The organism is Bradyrhizobium sp. 172 (assembly GCF_023101065.1).
In the GTDB taxonomy this organism is placed as follows: domain Bacteria; phylum Pseudomonadota; class Alphaproteobacteria; order Rhizobiales; family Xanthobacteraceae; genus Bradyrhizobium; species Bradyrhizobium canariense_D.
The window spans coordinates 6597737-6615249 of sequence record NZ_CP064701.1 but is presented as its reverse complement, the minus strand read 5'-3'; the positions used below and the strand labels follow the sequence as shown (position 1 = coordinate 6615249).

The following is a 17513-nucleotide window of genomic DNA, read 5'->3' as shown; positions in this document are numbered from 1 at the left end:
TCTCCCAGGGCGGTGCATCAAACGAAGCACATAGGTGCAGGCATTTCGGTATGGTCATGGCTGCGAGAGAGCGGATTTTCCTAGCTTTTCGATAATCTGCTGAACGCAGGCCGCCATTTCTTCCATCACTACTCGACCGGCCGGCTTCGGAGGACTTCGACTTCTCCAAACGAGAGCGAACAGCTAAAACGCACTCCGTCTTTTGAGTTTTCGATGGTGTCTTCATCTTTCGCGGCCGCTTCGCTGCTCCAATGCACGGGCGGAAGGATGACAAGACCTTCGGGGGTCGATTCGATTTGTTGATCGATATGCACCTCTTGCATCGCGAAATCTTGCTGGATAAGACGGCGATGCTTGCCTACGATGTTTAGCTCGTGCAGGGCACGGATTAGGTATCCCTTGCCCCACAGTATGGCTCGCATTCACGAATAATCTGCACGAAATGTTGGGGTACCCTGCGACATTGCTTCTCTAAATTCTTTTCGAAATGTGCCGCATCTTTCCCATGGGGGAAGTACGTTCCGTCTGCAGCTTGGCCGCCTAATTCTGCGCATACACATGCTGCTTGGTCCAATGCCGACCGAAGATTGTAAAGCGAGTCTGCGACGGTGAGTTGTAGATCGACAATGAAGGGCTGCGATCCGCCCCACTTAAGGTCGAAATCACCGCTGGCGCGATTATAATTTACATACATTGCAGCAAAATCAGTCCCGTCGAGTGCCTTAAACTCTCTCGCGAAAGCCTCCGTATGGGAATGAGCGCGCTTCAGCTTCATTGAGCAGCTGGCAAACGGGTTTGCGAGGTTCGCGTTGGCCATGGGTCTTCTCCGAAAATGCCATCTTAGAAGTGTTTACGTGAGAAAGTTACTTAGGGTTCCTCTCGGCTGGACAATCGCAGCGTAAATCTCCCCTCGCCAACCGTCCACTCCCTAGGACAGGCGGTCCACTCCCTTCAGGGCACCGCGCTGCGCCAACAGCCGCTCACCCCTTTAGCCGCTTAAGCAACGCAACGCGCTCGTCGTTTAGTTCGCGAAGATATTGAGCATTGGAAAGCTGCGTCTCCTGCCACTCGATGCGGTCTTCCGCGGTCCAGAGGTAACACTCGCGATCGAAGCGAGCTTTTTCGGCCTTATCGAATTCAGTGTAAAGTTTGATATCACGTTCCACCTGGTCCAGTTGTTCCTGGATAGTTCTTGGCATCAGCCGTTCCCTCGGCCTTGCCTCCAGCCAGTGTTAGTCTTTGGCTGAATCTATGTTGGCTAGCAACATGCGGTTCGCTCTCCTCGGTAAGTAGACGCATAGTTTGTTCGTAAAGGTTATTGCGTAAGATTGTCGTCATCTGCGCGACTGTCGATGCGATCTGGTTCGCGCAGATGGCAGTCCTTCCACTCTCTCAGGGTATTGGCTCTCTCGTTGGGAGGCGAGTACGTGCTGGCCTTGCGGCGCACAACGGGAATTTCTGGTCACTTCTTCGAACCACCGCCACTCTGCACCAGGGGATACGCAGGATGGATGCGATGAGCGATGCGTTGCTGATTAGCCTTGCGATTTGGGGAATGATCGGCTGCGCGGCATTGAGAGTGCTCGCGCTACTAGGCTAGCTCGTCGCCCCTGAATCATACCGCCGTCATCCTGGGGATGACGGCGGCCTGCCAATGGTCCTAATAAAAGGTGGGGCGGCCACCCAATACGCGAGCCGGTAGCGGCATGATCCTTATCCGTAAGCGCGATTTTCTCCGCACGATGACGCCCGCGCTTTTGACGGATGGCCTTCGTATCGAGGGCGGCATCTGACCCGTTCAGGCAGCGGCGGTTTTGGGGAAGTTGAAGGGCAGCAGGTCGGTGATATCGGCGTCGTCGGCGCGCTGAGGCAATTCGGTGAGCACGTGGCGCAACCAGGCTAACGGCTCGACGCGTGAGGCGCGGCAGGTCAGCATCAGACTGTAGACGACGGCACTGGCCCTGGCTCCCTCGACGGTGTCGCTGAACAGCGAGCTCTTTCTGCCAGTGGCAAAGATTCTGATATCGCGCTCCAGGAGATTGTTGTCGATCGGCATCCTGCCGTCTTGCGTGTAGCGCGTCAGATATGACCATTGGTTCAGAGTGTAGGATACGGCATCGCCAAGCTTGCTGTCGGGCAAGACCTTCGGGGCGATTTGATCGAGCCATTCCTTGAGGGCGTTCAGGACGGGAATGCTGTGTTGCTGGCGGAAGCGGCGAATGCATTGATCTGGCGTTTCGCCTCTGTCTGGTTTTTCGTCCCGCGCCTGCCTTTCAACCCGGTAAAGCTGTTCGAAGAACCGCAGCGCCTGCTCTGGCGGGCCGCCGCCCTTCTTCCTCGCCTTGAGGGCATCGACAAAGCGCCGTCGGGAGTGGGCCATGCATCCAATGTGGGTGGTCCCTTCCAGCGTGCGCCATGCGGTATAGCCGTCACTCATCACGATGCCACGGTAATCGCCGAGGAAGGCCTGCGGGTGGATCTGGCCGCGGCCCGGCTGATAATCCAGAAGAACGATGGGCTCGTGACTGCCCTGGCCGCTGCGATAAGCCCACATGTACGATGTGCTGGTGGCTTTTTTGTCCTTCTCCTTCAGGACCTGAACCGTCGTCTCGTCGCCATGGATGAGAGGTTGCAGTCTGAGCCGCAGCTTCAGGGCGTCTGAGATGCGATGCAGATGCTTCTCGCTCGAGCCGATCACCCAGTGACCCAAAGCGCCGCGGCTGACAGGAACACCTGCGCGTTCGAAGGCCTGCGCCAGACGGTAGAGCGGCGTGCCATCGACATATTTGTGAACCAGCGCGAACGCCAGCGTTGAGGCCGTGGCAACGCTGCCCGGCAAGGGCTGCGTCGGCATCGGCGCGGTCACGACAGGGGCATTGATCCCGGTGCGATCGCAATGGCGGCACCCATATTTGAAGCGCACATTCTGTAAAACCTTCGCCTTCACCTCGATATGAAGTTGCTCGGTGACAGTCTCGCCCATGCGATGCATCTGGCCACGGCAGCAAGGACACGCCTTCTGATCGTCGGGCAGGTCATACTCGACCCGCTCACGCGGCAGGTTCGCCGGCAGCGGTCTGCGGCCGCGCTTCTTTCCCGTTGTGCTTTCGACGGGTGGCAAGCCCGTGTCCGGAAGTTCGGCGATATTGTCCGTTTCGCTGCCGGCATCATCCTCGTCGGCGGCCTGCTCGGCTTCATTGAACAGACGGTCGACGTGCTTTTCGCTGCGCGGCGCAAAACGATGCAGGCGTGCCAGCGCCAGTTCTTCCTCGAGCCTGACGACGCGCTCCGTGAGCTGACGATTCTCCACCTGCAGCGCAGCAATGCGCGCCAACAGCGCTTCGACACTCGGTTCGCCGGTTCGATTCATCGGATTCTTGAATCTGAACCGTACCGACGCGTCAACCGCTCAAGTCGAGAGCTCAGCCGGCAACCTGATATTGCCGCACCGGATGGCGGACCATCGCATCGATATCGATGCCGTCAAGGATCCAGTGCAATTGCTCGGTCGTCAGCGTGACGACCGCCTCCTGGCGGCGCGGCCATCGGAACTTGTCCTCGGTCAGCCGCTTCAGGACCAGCACAAAGCCGGACCGGTCGAAGAACAGCAACTTCATCCGGTCGCAACGGCGATTGCAGAACGCAAAAACCGCCGGAGCGAACGGATCGAGCGCCATCGTCTCCTGGACCAGAACCGCAAGGCTGTTGATGCCAGCCCGGAAGTCGATCGGCTCACGGTGCAGATAGACCTGCAGGTCACCGCCCAGTCTGAACATGGCCCAGGGCTCCGATGATCGCCGTCAATGCATCCACATCGCCGCATTCCAGCGCGACCTTCACGCCGTTCGGCAGCGACGCGCTCACTTTGGCCGGAGAACAAAAAGCTGTAGTCCCCTTGGGTTCCGACCCGCGCACTTCATCGCAAGCCGCCGGCAAACCCACCATCGCCACGCTGCTCCCCCGCGACAGGGCGCGATCGGAAGCCCCCTCAAGTTGAACCGGGATGAACGCCGATGGGGGAGACCGCGGGAGAGACCTGGTCGCGGTGTGCTTCTTGATCCATTTCCGAAGCAGGTTCGCGTTGACCCCGTGTTCGAGCGCAAGTCTCGATACCGAAACGCCAGGCTCAAGACAACTCGCGACAAGACGCTCCTTCGATGCCGCCTCGTAGCGCCGGCGACCGTTCCGACCAACAAGCCTGACCCGCAGTTTCTGATCATCGTCTGCCATCACAAGGTGTCCACCTATTTTGGTGGACACCTCATGCATCAGAGCACTCAAAAGCAAAAGGTGCAGGGAAATTCGCGCTTACCCTTATCCAGATCCGGGGCGTGCGCAAGCCTGATTGGCTCGTCTCAAGCCGCCCGATCAAGGCATTCCGTGTCGAGATCTGCGATGACATCCTCGAAAGCTGAGCTGGTCTGCTGTATGGCTGCAATCTTCTGCAGTTCGTCATCGCTGATCGGGCCGATCTGCAGCGCCACGACCATTCGCGGCGACGCTCTTTGAGTTGAACAAGGAGCAGGCCATGGTCAGGTAGATATCTCATGAGTGCCTCCACTGATGAATGCTCAAACAGCGCACCGGAAGACCGCTGAAGGACGGTTCTAAAATCTCGGTCAAATTTTAATGGTAATCTTCACGGCAATGGGCGCGTCGCGCGAAGCTGCTAGGAAGCTAGCCAATAGACAACTTTGATGGAAAGCGTGCCCAGCACGTAGAGCCATCCCGCCATCGCCAGCATGATGCTGAGGAAAAAGCTCACTCCCCAAATCCACTCGAAAAGGCGCCAATTGCCCGCGATCGGCAACTGCGTAGCGACAACGGTGTTCTCGTTCGACTGATCGGCTGAAACCATGGAGCGACCCGCAATACTTGGACGATTGGAATGGCCGCAGCGTCGCAGTCCTCTCCAGTTCCAGCATTTTCATAGGTGAATCCGGCCACTCCATTAGGGCGCCGGTCGCGCCCTTCGGGAAGTCCGTCGCATAGAAGCGGCGCGTGCCCGGTTACGAGTGTCAGGACAGATATCGATATTCGCGAGACTTCGGAGTTTTGGTGTCGATTGTAGTGACGGTGCACCGCAGGCGCGTCGCTCCGCTTCTTTGATCCGCTCTCGAAGTTCTTCCAATTCTGAGAGCCGAGAATTGAGTTCGTTCAACCGCTGGGCAAAAAGGAGACCGCGAGAGCTCTTCATCAATGCCTCCAACACAAAACAATGAAAGCCAAAAAATAGTGCAGGCGCAACGTACGAGGGAAAGTAAGCGTGTATGACTTTAGCCCGGCAGTCTGTGCACTTTTGTGAAACAGCGCACATTTTTAGCCACATTGAACTTTGCACTTTGTCAGGTGCCGGTCCGCTTCCTCCGCCAACCGTGCGGGAATGCCGAAAGCTAGCACGGCGCGAATATCATCGTTCGCCGAAAGTTGAGGCTACCTGCCCATACGGGCGGCAGGTCTAGCGTTCACTCCCTCAGGGGAGAGTAGGCCAAAATACAACCATAGTCGCAGTACAGAACAGAGAGCGGCGGCACAGAGCGCCGGCCGACTGCTGCGGCCCGACTGCGGCGGGGTTTCTCCTCCTTTACCCCGCCGCGCCCGAAATCAGATCTGCTGGAAACGGCATCCTCTTCTTTTCTCGCGCAATCAAGGAACAGAATTGACAATTCAAATCGGCGTCAATGGCCACTCCATGTTCGCCTCCGGGGCGTACCGCCAGATCAATGACGAGGACGTCTTCAGGACGCTCGCCGCACATAAACTCAAGCGATACCGCCTGACCATTCCTCTGGCGGCTGACACTGATCCATGGGCAGCGACGCGCTTCACCTCGATCGTGGGCCTTGCCGCCAACTATGGCGTCACTCTTGAACCTGTTCTGGCGCTTCCGCTAATGTGGGGCGACAAGACCGATGCCGGCAAGTATCCTGCCGGCGACGCTGCTGCGATCTACTCCCAGGGCTACAATCGGACCCTGGCGTTTGTTCGCCAGTTCGCATCTTCAGTCGGCGACTGGGAACTTGGTAACGAGATCAATCTGACCGTCCGTGACGCTAACGGCTCTCCGTTGTTCGGCAAGGGATGGACCTCTGCCGAGTTCGCTGCATATCCGTCGATGGTCGACTTCGCCAATCTCTTGCGGGGAATGTCGGACGCGATCGAGCAGGTACGCCGCGACACCGGCAGAAACCTTCGGCGCATCGTCGGCACCACATCGACGATGTTCGGCTACATCGACTTCATGAAGGCGAATGGCGTCAAGGTCGATGTGCTCGGCTATCACTATTACGAGCATGCCGGCGTGGACCCGACGAAGTACTGGGGCGGAGTTCGTCCCAATTTCAACCTGTTCACAAAGCTGTCGAGCTACGGCGTTCCAGTCGCCATCAATGAGATGAACGGCGCCGAGATCTACGACTCAACGTTCGTCAACACCTCGACGTCGGCGTCGATGTCGGCCTGCAACTCAAACCTGGATGCGATGCTGGCGAGGTTCTCTCAGTATTCGTTCATCGAGTGGATTGATCTCTACGAGCTGATCGACGAGCCGGACAAGACTGGTCCCGATGCTCGGTTCGGGCTGATGTTCAATCTGTCGACCCCGAAGCCGCTCATGTCGACGGTTGACAAGTATACGGGTGGACCCCAATAACAGCGGCGCTATTCCGGTGCAGATTTTCGGCTAGACTCCCTTCAGGGGTGAGCACATAGGGACTATCAACCTGTGGCATTTCTGCTAATGTTGTGGTCTCATTTGTTGGGAAACTCGCTCCTACGCCGGGAGGGTCCAGTGCCTGATGAACACGACTCCACTTTGCGCGATGCGCATTGGAAAATGTACTCAGAGAATTCGATCCAAGCGCGTCATCACGAGACGCAACGAGCGGCGGTAGCATCTACATTCATAGGCATTTCGGGCGCAGTCATCGCCTTCATGACTTCGGACAAGACGCTGAGTCCTTTGGACCTGCCGCCTGCACTGCTACTCGTTCTGCTCGGCATGTTCGGAGCAGTGTTTTCCGCGAAGCAATACGAGCGTATACAGCTACACACGCGGCGCGCACGGGGCTATCGTGATGCCTATGATGCGCTGCTTCCAGGGTCCCCTCTGAGAAGCATCAGACGGATCGCGGATGATGACAACACGCGAGAATTTCCGAAACTGAGTGTTCTACGTCTGAATCAGTTTTGGATTGCGATGAACCTTGCGATCTCTGGACTTGGCGTTTGTCTCGTGATTGTGGCGCTATTCTTCCCGATTCGGGTCATAGCCCCGTAATGGCGTTCGTAGGTCGCCTTCTCGACGGTTGCCTTCACTCCCTTCAAGTCACTGAACCTCCAGAGGGGCGCAAAATTCCATGGCCGCCATCCTCATCACGTCGTTGGTCGAGCGAAGTCATCTCAGCATCGGGAGAAGTCTTATTATGCAATCACAATCTTCGAGCCGTTGCGGGTCGCCCGAGACCCGCCATGTCGAAGGCTTCGATTCGATCGGAACGAAGAAGAGAAGTTTATTCCGACAACATTGAATAGAGATTGAACCCGCCAATCGCAAAAGCACAGAAGGCAATGAACCACGCGCCGGAATCATGCGGCCAAGTCACAATTGCCCATATTCCTAGCCCGACCAACCCAGCATTGATCGCCAGGCCGACAATATTGGTGTGATTAAGGACATAAGCAACAACGGCAAAAAGGAATACCCCCAGCGATGAGGCTACCAAAACGAAAAATGCAAAAGGCCTTCGATCGGTGCGGGCATTTAACTTCCCCGCGCGGCTACCATGATGAACAAACACCACCACCGATAGAGGGTTTGTCGCGTCCTTTCCCTCAGGGATGTCGGCTCGCTCTCTTCAAGGGAAGGGAGGGGAGTGCTCAATGTACTCCGCTGGCCGTACCTTTCGAGATCGCGCGCGTCAAAGCCTCGAGGCGGGCTGCGATGCCGCTCATCCGGCGGGCCGCGTGTTGAAGCGCTACTATGTCGGTCGGCCCGGCGCCGGTCGCGAGATTGAGTTCTTTCTGCAGGTGCTGAAATTCCGCCTTGCACCGGTCCAGCTCGGCGAGAAGCATCGCGAATTCGTCCATTGGCGAACGGCCCTTCTGTTGCATGGGCTATGGCCACGATAAGAATAGTCCGACAGGGCTGTCAGGTGTCTTCTCACGGTGGGTAGTCCACCAGCATTCGATCGATCTCTTGGTCAAGCCAGCGTTTGGAGAGGCTTAGGAGGAAGCCCACCATCCGTCCAGGAATGGCTCCGGCAAAGCCCAATCGACTTGGTTGTCGTTGTCAGGGGGAGCTGATAGCTCCTGCATTCCCCCTTAGTGCCGCGTGGCGACGGAGGCGAACAGACAAAGCGACCCGTTCACCACGTCGAACGCGGCGCGACGGAGGATGTGTCCAGCGTAGTGGAGGCACACCTCGGGCGCTTCGCTCAGCTTCTTCGACCAGATCTCGAAGATCTTCCAACTCTGAGAGCTGAGAAATGAGTTCACTAAGTCGTCGGGCACAAAAGATTGGGCGAGAGCTTCGCATAATGTCCTCCCCAGCACAAAAAGCACTATCAGGACGGCTTCAGAGCAAATAGCGCGAGCGTAAAAGTGAAAACTATCATGGGTAAACATCGGATTTCAATACGTCAGGCTAATTGCCGCAGGGTGGCTGCTTCGGTCAGCGCGGTCCGAGACCATTGAGAGAGCAAAAGGACCCCAGCTTCAGGGCGGTGAAGCTGGGGCTGTCTTGAGGCTGCCCCTTGGGAAAGGCAGCCACCCGCTGGCAAAGGGCAACAGGAAAACTTTGCAATCGGGAAGTCGTTCCAAGCCGCTTGTCGGCCGCAGAATTCCCGGATGTTGACGCAAGCCGCTCCCTCTGGGCGCCGAGCGGTTGGGCTTGGCGCATTTACCTTGTTTGAGATTTTGACCCCGGCTGTGCCGTTCTGAATCGAGGCGAGCCAGCAGTCACACGTCAGCCCACCGCTGCTCGTCGATTATCCCAGCGTCTGGGTGTTTTGCCGGAGCGTCGTCGTGAGTTCAGGTTCGATGCCCGACACACGAGCCGCCGTGTCTTCCACGTTCGTGACGAGGGCGAGAGTCCTCCGGAACGGCGCAGGACGTGCGAGCAGTGCGGCAGGGCTTAAACGCTGCAGCGCTCCAGCTTGCGGTTCTGTTCGGGGGCGTGCAGAACGCGCGCATGCCGCGAGCGTTTGGCGCGTTACAGCATGATGCACCGCCGCGCGCCACGCCCACCACGCAAGGCACCACCAGATGGCTTGCTACGACGACAAACTGGGTGAGAGAAACGATTGCGGGAGACGACGAGGTATCACTGTGAGTAATCGTCACCACCGCCGCGCTGATCTGGCTAAAATCAAACGCAATACACCTGGCGCCTTGCTGACGTATCTGGTCGAGCCCGACGAACCGGCGCTCGATGGCATGCCGCTGCTCAAGGCTGCGGCGGGCCACCGGACCGGCCGGTCTCGAAGATGGTCGTCACTGCATCATCTGCAGTTCATCCTTGTGACCAGTCGGGACATCGGCGATGTTGCTCAGCACGCCTGACATCGCCAAGCCGACCAAGTTGGTACCGCCGGAACATGCCGGGCGTGCTGGGAAGCGTGATCTGCCCGTTGAGGGAGCCGTCATGGGTGAGGTTAGCACGATTGGTCTGGATTTGGCGAAGTCGCTGTTCCAAGTGCATCGGATCGATGTCACGCGCGCGGTCCTGATGAAGCGGGTAAGTCGGGCAAAGGTGCTGGAGTATTTTTGCCAGCAGCCACGTTGTTTGGTTGGGATCGAAGCATGACCCTCAGCGCATCATTGGGGCCGCGAACTTCAGGCGCTTGGACATACGGTCAGACTGACACCTCCGAGCTATGTGAAGGCCTACCTCAATCGCAGTAAGAACGCTACGAATGATGCGGCTGCGATCTGTGAGGCTGTGACGCGGCCGCCGATGCGTTTTGTCCCGGTCAAGAGACGACGGAGCAGCAGCCGTTTTGATGCTGCACCGGACTCGACAATCGCTGGTGCGCCAGCCTACCAATGTTGAGCAATGCACTGCGCGGGCACCTGGCCGAACTCGGCATCGCGTCGGCCAAGTGGCGCAACGGGACAGCGGAGTTACCAAGGATTATCGATTGTCGGGGGCGAGACTACAAGGAGCGGAAGCTGTCGCTCGCGGCCTGAGGCTGGCGGACTACGAGATGGCAACACCAATAGACGAGCGCATGACGACTTAATGCAGATACCTCGTTCCGAGAATCGGGAGAACCCGCTTTCAGACCGTCAACGCCCGGTGGGCGAGGTAGAACATCGCGAAGGTGGAAATGATGAGGCTTGTTCGGGAGAACGACGCTCGCACTTGGACAGCAGACTCAGTGTGCGTGGCTTGAGGATGGGCATGTGACCCGATGGGGCAATTTTCGCGCCTTATTAGTCGAACATGGCGGACTTCCGTCCGCCAGCGCGGACGCGCTCTTGTGTCACATACCAGATTAGGTCAGCATGAAGAGTGCTGTACATAGCCGATCCGCGCTGGAAGATTGTGGTCGCCGACGGCGCGAAGAGAACCGCGATGTGGTTGCCGCGGGGCCTTGATCTGCTTTGATTCCGCTAGATCGAGTAATGGAGTGTTCTGCGATTGCAGCTCTGGCCCCCAACTAAAGTTTCTTTCCTTCTGGATCAGCCATGAGAAGGCTTAGTACCGGCGTCGGTTGCGCTAATCAGAGATGTCTTTCAGTGCTTCCACCAAAAGCCTATTGTCGTCTTCAGTGCGGCTTGCGATGCGCAAGAATCGTTTACCATTCTGAAGAGTCTTGCCGCCATTGTGCCTGATCAATATCCGTCTATCTTTTAAAAGTGTTTGGGCGATCACGTCCCCATCCGGCCAATGGGGCGGGAGTTCGCAGAACACGAAATTTGCGTCGGGCTTCAGAACTCTCATTCCGTCGATGCTGCGCAGGTCTGCGTATAGTTTGTCCCTGTCGCTGCCCACCCTCACCCAACTCTGCTTTGCAGCGTGCGCCAGGTGAGGAAGCTTGCTTAGAAAAAACTCAGCAAACGTATTAACATTCCACGTGGGGAGGGCGGCTCTAATTTCGTCCATCGTCTGTACATTTGCTGATGCCGCATACCCGACCCGTAAACCGCATGTCCCGTAAATCTTTCCAAGGCTTTTGAGAACGATCACGTTCGGAAATTCCAGCAGATGATTTTCCAGGCTTGCACTTCGCCCGAGCTCACTAAACTCGATAAATGACTCATCGATCAGTAGGAGTTGCTGTTGAGCTCGAAGCGCGGAAGCCAGATATAGTAAATCCGCATAGGGAACCATCCGCGAGGTGGGATTATTCGGCGATATCACGACTGCGGCGTCGACACCATTTGCACGCGCAAATGCTGCATAGCGGTGCACATCGAGTTCAAAATCTGGCGGTGACAGGAAAAAGCGTGACAACCGCCCGAGCAAGGCGGTGGTTTCATAGGGATTGAAGGTTGGGACCGGGACAGCAATCCGCATACCAAGTCGGCCAAGGAGGATGGGAATCAGTTCAGCCACGCCATTGCAAATGACAAGATTATTAACCGGCGTCTTTACCGCATCCGCAAGAAGCTGGACCAGCTGCGCATTAGGAGAGGGATAGCAAGTAATAAGCCGCGGTAGAGCGTTCTTAAGTTCGTCAAGGAACGCCTGCGGCGGAAAATATGGATTTACCAGAAGGACGAAGTCCTTGATGTCATATTTCCAATAGCCGCCGGGGAATCGGTTGACCAGGTCAGAAACCTCGTCCGGCCTAAGGGATACGGCCATTTGTGCTGCGGTATTCATGAGTGCGACTAGCTCAACGTTTCAGGGCAAACGAAAATCGTAGGATGGTCGCGATCTCCCGACAAGCTCCCGGCGAACAAGCCTCGAGCAGTGCCGATCCGTGCGGAGATGTTCTCGGCAACAAGTCTGGTGCACGCCGGGGTTGGCGAGACTACACGTCATCATGTGACCTGCATGGAGTGAAGCCTGCAAGCCCAAGAAGGCCAGTCGCTGGATCATACTTCCATCCGCAATCAAAAGGAGCGACTGGCTAAAAGCACCGATGACGCGACGGCGAAGATGCTTATTGCCGTATACATTGTTGCGCTGAGTGGTGGCACGCGAAGAGGCGCGACATGCGCTATAGCGAGCAGCAAGAAGGCAATGTTCACGAAATCCGGAAATGCTTCAGCAGGAATAAGAGGCTTAAAAAGAAATAGAAGCGCCAGGAGCGGCACGTCGTATGATAAGGGGATGCCCAAGAACCGTCCATCACGCGACCTGCCAAAGTTCGCAAAGTAGCTAAGCCTTATTGCTCCCGTCACCAGTAGAGCGGTTGCGGTCGCAAACGCGACTTGTGAAGCTTGGCTGACTTGTACCACAACTGCCGCAGGCACAACGGCTCCATAGATGATATCTGCAAAGCCGTCGAGGCTCGCTCCCATTTTTGCGACATCTGGATCTCGACCTTTCGTGCGACCTGCCACAAACCCGTCCAGGTGGTCCGATAGAACAGCCCAAAGCGCCGCTGCCACAGATAGCTCCAGGCGGTCAGAGAGAGCTAAAAACAGGCTGGCGGAGGAAAAGAGAAGACCTGTGATCGTTATCGCGTTCGCTGGATCCCAAAGGTATTTCAGCATTGAACTCTCACCTCGTTTGCAAATGACGTCTCGCCGCGTAGGCATTCGTTCGGTCCTTGAAAATGCGCTCGGCAATCTCCAAATCGTCAGCATTATCAATTTCGTACCAGCTGAGGCCGTCGCATTGCGCCGCGGCGAGCTGTAGGCCTCGCCTCGCTATCAGATAACCCAAAAGTTCTTCGGTGTAGGTCTGCCTAGCTCCAGCGGTGATGATATCGTCCAGTGTCGGAACGATCGTTGCCTTGAGTGTCGGCGCTGAAAGCCGTAGGAGGTTCATCGTCTTGAAAAGCTTTGGGCCATCCGCAACAAGATTTGCCGCGGTTTGCTTCAATCGAAAGCCTGAGATGAAGCCGTTCTGCGACAACAGGACGGCCGACCCTTCCATTGAATCATCGAAGGGAACGACTGCAGCTACGTCGGTCCCGCGGCAGACTATCAAGTGTCGCAGCGCATCCTCTTCGAAAAAGACGTCGCCCTCGAGAAGAAAGCAGTCTCCGGAGAGAAGAGCGTCGCGCGCCAGCCACAAAGAATAGGCGCTTCCGGTGCGGTCGAAGACGGTCGACTCGACATATTTGATTTTGAGTTCGCCAAAGTTGCTACCGCAGGCATATTGAATGGCGTCTTTGCGGTAACCCACCACGATCGTCACCTCTTCCACGCCAACAGATTCCAGATTGTGTAGAGCGTTGTGAAGAATCGAAGTGCCGTTGACCTCGACCAGCGACTTCGGCCGCAGATCTGTCAGAGGACGCAGGCGGGAGCCGCAGCCAGCGGCGAGAATGATGGCGTTCTTGGGAGCATCGGTCAAAGTTTAGTTCCTTTTTCGTCGCGCCTCTAAGGTGAAACACCGACGGACTTCTTGCGCCAGCTTTAGCGTGCTGAAGCGAGATCAGGTCTGCCGGAGCCATCTGAAAATGGAGCCCAAGCGTTAAGACAGACAAATGGTTCTCGTCGGTCCTTTCACCAGAGAGAAGGGAGGCGGTGGATCCGGTGCCTCGAGCTGCCGAGATGGCAAAGTGCGCATTTCGGTTGAGTGAGGCGGGCTACGCTATCTCAGGACATCTCAGTGCAATGGTTAGGCATTTGAGATTGCAGTCGAACTTGGCCAGCTAGGAGGAAGTCCAGGACAGTAGGTGGACAACGAAAATGCGCTCCTGTGTCGACGAAACCCTATTTGCGCAGTTCAGCGTCGGGACGCAAATATCGCGTTTCCGCACGGGCGAGTTCGTCGTACTTGAACAGTTCGAAGACTTCCTCGAGAGTAGCGATGTGCGGCTCAATGCTCGCGGTGCTTTCCTCAGCGATGATGCGACCGCAGACTTGACGCATTGCCGCTATTGCCGCTCGCATAGACTGGTTGGCCCAGATCACCGTAGAGATGCTGGCTTCTCGGTATACAGAAATCGGTGTTCGATAGTATTTCGTCGGAACGATCACGACCGGCAGTCTGTTCTGCCAAGCGCGCGCGAACGAAAGGACTTCGTCCGCGGTGCTCCTTCGCGAATGAATGAGGATCGCATCGGCTCCCGCGTCGGCGTAGGCGTGAGCGCGCGAAAGTGCTTCGTCCATCTCATGCCCAGCAATCAACGCCTCGGTCCTTGCCACCAAGATCAAGTCGTCCGCGACTGTATCCTTCACTGCCCGGAGGCGGCCAGAGAATTCGTCGATATCGGCGAGGGGGTGCCGATGCCCAACAAACGAGTTCATCTTCGGAAAGCAACTGTCCTCGAGCGCCACGCCGGCTGCTCCACGCTGACGGAGGCTGCGTGTCACGAGGCGCGCGTTGTTGAAATTCCCGAAGCCGCCATCTCCGTCAACGAGCACAGGCAGTCCGCTCGAGTCCACGATCCGCTCGACTACATCTACGAGTTGGCTCCACGACGCTTCGTTGGCATCGCGGTAGCCCAGGGAGCAGGCAATTGACAGGCCGGACGCCCAGAGGCCTTTGAACCCCGCGCGCTCAGCGATTGCGGCGGAGAGACCATCATGCGCTTCCATGAGGAACGATAGCTCGCTGCGGCAACAGATTTCGGCCCGCAGCATTTCAGCAGGTGAGGAACCAGCGGAGTGATCGGGGCCGTTGGCGCGAACAGATGCTAATCGGTCTTGCATGCCAATTCCTTGTGATGACGGGCCTAACGTGTAGACCGGCCGATTTCATCAATCGATAGGTGACCTGCTTCCGTCATCTAGATCAATTGCGAGGGTTGGTAGTTGACCGCGCCCGCAAACCTGCTCCGTGTGGGAGTGCTCAAGAGCCATCTTCCGCGTGGTCAATCGCTACATCGGCAACTTGCAGCCCATGCCGGGCGTCTTCCCTAACTATCCCGCGCCTGTGATCCGCAATCAATCGAAGCCTAGGACTGAGACGCGCGCTTAACTTTCACGCACGCTTCGTTTGTCTGTAGGGCGCCGCGGTCTTGCCTGTCCTGCCACGTGCGAGGCTCGGCTTGTGGCGGCTTCAAACACACCGCAATACGTCCGTCGAGTTGCCATAGCTCGATGTCGATGGCATCAACTAGCTGCTGAGCACGTTCCTGTGCTTTTTGCTCGTCGGCACACTGCAAATTGGCCGCGCTTATAACGTGGCGGTCGTGATCCAAAAGGTAAGCTCGGTAGTGCGCCATCCCCTCCCCAAGGAATTGAGCGGGCCCAGACCCTCGCTGGCTTGATCATCGGACCATCACCTCAATCCCTCAATGAGCGTTCTCCGGCCGAGCGCATCGTTCGCCGTCAGAAGCGAACCGCCAAGCATTGCCAAGTAGTTTGGCAACTCGCAATCGGGAAGCGCGTTCATATTGCGCACAAACGAGGCGACCGAGTTCCTAAGATCAGCTCGGTCGAGATGATCGAAAGCCCGCTGCTTGCACCGCTCGACATATTTGTCGCGTCATTTCAATTAATAGGAAATGTTCCATTTCGTCTCCCCAACCGATGACTGCTTCCAATAGTGAAGTTGGAGCCGAGCGGATTTGGCCCGTCTGTCCGAGGGGCGACAAACGGCTGCGCTTTTGTTCCGTGGGAATTAGGACAGAGACACACATCGCGACCGCACTGTCGGCGCCGGGCGGAGTCCAACCCAGATACCGGGTCCGACGGCGCAGGTTTTCTGACGCGCGAGAGCTATCAATCGCTGCGCCTCCTGCTTTGACCATTCGCGTGGCCTTCGATATAGCCGGGGCTCGATCGCCATATCACCTCAGTAAGGAAGAAGGCACGCAACCTCGGCTTGCTGCTCCAGAAGCAGGCCGACCCCTCGCAACTCCATGCGAAGTGAAATCATTCAATGTTGGGCATCGCGCGCCATCGCCACCTGCGTCGATATTCGTTAGGTAGAATGGCGTAGGCCGCTCCAAATGCAGTTCGGGAATCTCCTTGGCAGCCGCGGGGCGCCATGCCGCGAACGATGTCGTCAGGGCTGAACGCCTGGATCGGGTCAAAAGGGGCGATCAAAGGCGTTGGGAGGTCAAGTCCGGTTTACCCGTCATAGCTGATGGTCCCAGCTTGGCTCAAGCTCCTTCACATCCGAGCGAAGCTCCTGCGGCGGCCACCAAATCGGCCAGAATTCCTTCAGTCGGCTCTCTGCTTTGACGCACGCCGGGAAGCCGCCGCGACCCCCAGTTCGCCTGCCGCGCAAGCAAAGGGAGCGGTTTGCAAAGAAAGCGATGGGATGCCGCAGCCTACACTACACGCGGACTATAAAACGTTGACCGTCCCCATGAGCTTCTGTTGATGATCGCGAGTTTCAAACCGTTTGATGAGTTCCGTCTCGAAATTGCCCACCAAAACGAGGGGGCGACAGCATACTTCGTGTGGAGCAAGTGTGCTTTGCGAGCGCCGTCTGCCAGGCTGCTCACAGAGAAGGACAGTCGGATGATTGCGCCGATTCGACGGAACTGGAATCCAAAAGACATTTTCGATGAGTTGACGCCGGCCATGTTCACGGCCGGACCATCGATTGTGCGCGCACGTCGGGACAAGTTGTGGCCAGAGTTGTATACTGAATACGACGCGAGGCACTTAAAACAAGAAGTGTTCAACCGAAATCTGATCGCCACCAACGAAGCTGAGGCGTTTATTAGTGCCTGGGCCGCGGATGAAGAGCGTCACACCGATAGTTTCATCCGGATCATGGAGCTTGTCGCTGGTGAATCCGAAAAAGATCTTCGAGACAGATTGGAGGCTCGATCGCATAGTTTTTCTGCAATCAATGAATACTTGAAGGACGAATTCTCTCTGATCGTAATGATCGCATTTGATGAGATGTGTACTTGCCGCGCCTATGCTGCGGATAGAGAGTTCTATGCCGGACTTGGCAGCAGCTTCCTTCGTTGCCTGAGAGAGGTGGTTGCCGACGAGGCAGTTCACTCGATGAACGCTGTTAATGTTCTCCGTGCCCGTTACTGCGAGCGCATTTCCGAAATCGGTGAGATTCTCGACAACCTAATCCGCAGCGTGGGCGATGATCCGGACTATACAGGCACCTTCGTACTGGATTACTTCGGCGAGAATTACACGAAGCAGATGTTTGTCAACTGCCGCGCCGCTGTCCTGAGAAACGTCGGTAAGCCGCTAACAGCGGCAGTGACAGATTGAAGCGTCGGCGCGCAACTAGACAGACGAGCGCTCATCTCCCGTCAGTGCCTCAGAAGTGCATGTGTTGGTCGGCCAGAGCGGATTCGGCTCACAGAGGATTCAGACAGCCTGCATGCGCTGTCCTTGAACGTTTTCGCTCGTTTTCAGTTTATTGGCAAGCGACACGCAATAATGAGCGATTCAGGGGCACCGGTCACACCCAAGAGAAAAAGCCAATCAGGCAATCGTCACGAACAATTAAGCCAAAT

At 56.8% G+C, this 17513-nt stretch carries 18 protein-coding genes and 1 pseudogene; 5 read left to right on the top strand and 14 right to left on the bottom strand.

The genetic code is table 11. From position 1 onward, the window contains the following. Positions 1 to 128: 128 nt before the first annotated feature. From IVB07_RS31505 to IVB07_RS31475, 8 genes are all read right to left on the bottom strand, one after another. Positions 129 to 323 carry a hypothetical protein gene (locus tag IVB07_RS31505; RefSeq protein ID WP_247453412.1) on the bottom strand — a complete coding sequence of 65 codons (195 nt, stop codon included), beginning with the start codon at positions 321 to 323 and terminating at the stop codon, positions 129 to 131. 65 nt (positions 324 to 388) lie between these two features. Then, entirely contained in the window at positions 389 to 817 is a 429-nt protein-coding gene (locus IVB07_RS31500) for a hypothetical protein (protein WP_247400764.1), read from the bottom strand. 163 nt (positions 818 to 980) lie between these two features. Then, positions 981 to 1199 (bottom strand): hypothetical protein, encoded by a 219-nt coding sequence (locus tag IVB07_RS31495; protein ID WP_247338593.1) that lies wholly within the window; start codon positions 1197 to 1199, stop codon positions 981 to 983. 599 nt (positions 1200 to 1798) lie between these two features. Further along, entirely contained in the window at positions 1799 to 3370 is a 1572-nt protein-coding gene (locus IVB07_RS31490; RefSeq protein WP_247766844.1) for an IS66 family transposase, read from the bottom strand. Between the two features lie 52 nt (positions 3371 to 3422). Further along, positions 3423 to 3776 carry an IS66 family insertion sequence element accessory protein TnpB gene (tnpB, locus tag IVB07_RS31485; protein ID WP_148750250.1) on the bottom strand — a complete coding sequence of 118 codons (354 nt, stop codon included), beginning with the start codon at positions 3774 to 3776 and terminating at the stop codon, positions 3423 to 3425. Beyond that, on the bottom strand, positions 3757 to 4230 hold the full coding sequence (locus tag IVB07_RS31480; RefSeq protein WP_247297715.1) for a transposase: 474 nt from the start codon (positions 4228 to 4230) through the stop codon (positions 3757 to 3759). The genes tnpB and IVB07_RS31480 overlap by 20 nt, the downstream gene beginning before the upstream one ends. A 125-nt stretch (positions 4231 to 4355) precedes the next feature. Next, on the bottom strand, positions 4356 to 4490 hold the full coding sequence (locus IVB07_RS40495; protein ID WP_256466633.1) for a hypothetical protein: 135 nt from the start codon (positions 4488 to 4490) through the stop codon (positions 4356 to 4358). A gap of 179 nt (positions 4491 to 4669) precedes the next feature. Then, positions 4670 to 4858, bottom strand: coding sequence for a hypothetical protein (locus IVB07_RS31475; RefSeq protein ID WP_247284135.1), 189 nt, complete (start codon positions 4856 to 4858; stop codon positions 4670 to 4672). Positions 4859 to 5659: 801 nt separating this feature from the next. Between IVB07_RS31475 and IVB07_RS31470 the strand changes: the two genes are divergently transcribed. Further along, on the top strand, positions 5660 to 6652 hold the full coding sequence (locus IVB07_RS31470; protein WP_247766843.1) for a hypothetical protein: 993 nt from the start codon (positions 5660 to 5662) through the stop codon (positions 6650 to 6652). Between the two features lie 138 nt (positions 6653 to 6790). Beyond that, positions 6791 to 7279, top strand: a complete 489-nt coding sequence (locus IVB07_RS31465; protein WP_157642934.1) for a hypothetical protein — start codon at positions 6791 to 6793, stop codon at positions 7277 to 7279. Between the two features lie 232 nt (positions 7280 to 7511). Here the strand turns inward: IVB07_RS31465 and IVB07_RS31460 are convergent, their stop codons facing one another. Both IVB07_RS31460 and IVB07_RS31455 read right to left on the bottom strand, forming a co-directional pair. Further along, the gene (locus IVB07_RS31460) at positions 7512 to 7805 is read right to left on the bottom strand and encodes a hypothetical protein (protein WP_247766842.1); all 294 of its coding nucleotides are present in this window, start codon (positions 7803 to 7805) and stop codon (positions 7512 to 7514) included. Positions 7806 to 7878: 73 nt separating this feature from the next. Continuing rightward, positions 7879 to 8088: a hypothetical protein gene (locus IVB07_RS31455; protein WP_247336986.1), complete on the bottom strand. Its 210-nt coding sequence runs from the start codon at positions 8086 to 8088 to the stop codon at positions 7879 to 7881. Between the two features lie 1239 nt (positions 8089 to 9327). Here IVB07_RS31455 and IVB07_RS31450 point away from each other — a divergent pair. Both IVB07_RS31450 and IVB07_RS31445 read left to right on the top strand, forming a co-directional pair. Next, positions 9328 to 9561 carry a hypothetical protein gene (locus tag IVB07_RS31450; protein ID WP_247285856.1) on the top strand — a complete coding sequence of 78 codons (234 nt, stop codon included), beginning with the start codon at positions 9328 to 9330 and terminating at the stop codon, positions 9559 to 9561. 82 nt (positions 9562 to 9643) lie between these two features. Then, positions 9644 to 10116 (top strand): annotated as a pseudogene (locus IVB07_RS31445) (transposase); the annotation flags it as partial. Between the two features lie 604 nt (positions 10117 to 10720). On the opposite strand, the gene IVB07_RS31440 reads toward IVB07_RS31445, so the two are convergent. From IVB07_RS31440 to aepX, 4 genes are all read right to left on the bottom strand, one after another. Then, on the bottom strand, positions 10721 to 11830 hold the full coding sequence (locus IVB07_RS31440) for a histidinol-phosphate transaminase (RefSeq protein ID WP_247766841.1): 1110 nt from the start codon (positions 11828 to 11830) through the stop codon (positions 10721 to 10723). 233 nt (positions 11831 to 12063) lie between these two features. Next, positions 12064 to 12669 carry a CDP-alcohol phosphatidyltransferase family protein gene (locus tag IVB07_RS31435; RefSeq protein ID WP_247363834.1) on the bottom strand — a complete coding sequence of 202 codons (606 nt, stop codon included), beginning with the start codon at positions 12667 to 12669 and terminating at the stop codon, positions 12064 to 12066. 7 nt (positions 12670 to 12676) lie between these two features. Next, the gene (locus IVB07_RS31430; protein WP_247336995.1) at positions 12677 to 13477 is read right to left on the bottom strand and encodes a phosphocholine cytidylyltransferase family protein; all 801 of its coding nucleotides are present in this window, start codon (positions 13475 to 13477) and stop codon (positions 12677 to 12679) included. A gap of 362 nt (positions 13478 to 13839) precedes the next feature. Further along, positions 13840 to 14712 carry a phosphoenolpyruvate mutase gene (gene aepX / locus IVB07_RS31425; RefSeq protein ID WP_018455418.1) on the bottom strand — a complete coding sequence of 291 codons (873 nt, stop codon included), beginning with the start codon at positions 14710 to 14712 and terminating at the stop codon, positions 13840 to 13842. A 1689-nt stretch (positions 14713 to 16401) separates the two neighbouring features. Here aepX and IVB07_RS31420 point away from each other — a divergent pair. Then, positions 16402 to 17265, top strand: a complete 864-nt coding sequence (locus IVB07_RS31420; RefSeq protein ID WP_018455422.1) for a hypothetical protein — start codon at positions 16402 to 16404, stop codon at positions 17263 to 17265. The last annotated feature ends 248 nt before the right edge of the window (positions 17266 to 17513 follow it).

Bases quoted from the DNA above. Each gene is read 5' to 3' on its own strand.
- IVB07_RS31440 (WP_247766841.1), bottom strand. From the start codon at position 11,830: ATGAATACCGCAGCACAAATGGCCGTATCCCTTAGGCCGGACGAGGTT.
- IVB07_RS31495 (WP_247338593.1), bottom strand. From the start codon at position 1,199: ATGCCAAGAACTATCCAGGAACAACTGGACCAGGTGGAACGTGATATC.
- tnpB (WP_148750250.1), bottom strand. From the start codon at position 3,776: ATGTTCAGACTGGGCGGTGACCTGCAGGTCTATCTGCACCGTGAGCCG.
- IVB07_RS31500 (WP_247400764.1), bottom strand. From the start codon at position 817: ATGGCCAACGCGAACCTCGCAAACCCGTTTGCCAGCTGCTCAATGAAG.
- IVB07_RS31420 (WP_018455422.1), top strand. From the start codon at position 16,402: ATGATCGCGAGTTTCAAACCGTTTGATGAGTTCCGTCTCGAAATTGCC.
- IVB07_RS31455 (WP_247336986.1), bottom strand. From the start codon at position 8,088: ATGGACGAATTCGCGATGCTTCTCGCCGAGCTGGACCGGTGCAAGGCG.
- IVB07_RS31480 (WP_247297715.1), bottom strand. From the start codon at position 4,230: ATGGCAGACGATGATCAGAAACTGCGGGTCAGGCTTGTTGGTCGGAAC.
- IVB07_RS40495 (WP_256466633.1), bottom strand. From the start codon at position 4,490: ATGGTCGTGGCGCTGCAGATCGGCCCGATCAGCGATGACGAACTGCAG.
- aepX (WP_018455418.1), bottom strand. From the start codon at position 14,712: ATGCTGCGGGCCGAAATCTGTTGCCGCAGCGAGCTATCGTTCCTCATG.
- IVB07_RS31505 (WP_247453412.1), bottom strand. From the start codon at position 323: ATGCAAGAGGTGCATATCGATCAACAAATCGAATCGACCCCCGAAGGT.
- IVB07_RS31490 (WP_247766844.1), bottom strand. From the start codon at position 3,370: ATGAATCGAACCGGCGAACCGAGTGTCGAAGCGCTGTTGGCGCGCATT.
- IVB07_RS31475 (WP_247284135.1), bottom strand. From the start codon at position 4,858: ATGGTTTCAGCCGATCAGTCGAACGAGAACACCGTTGTCGCTACGCAG.
- IVB07_RS31435 (WP_247363834.1), bottom strand. From the start codon at position 12,669: ATGCTGAAATACCTTTGGGATCCAGCGAACGCGATAACGATCACAGGT.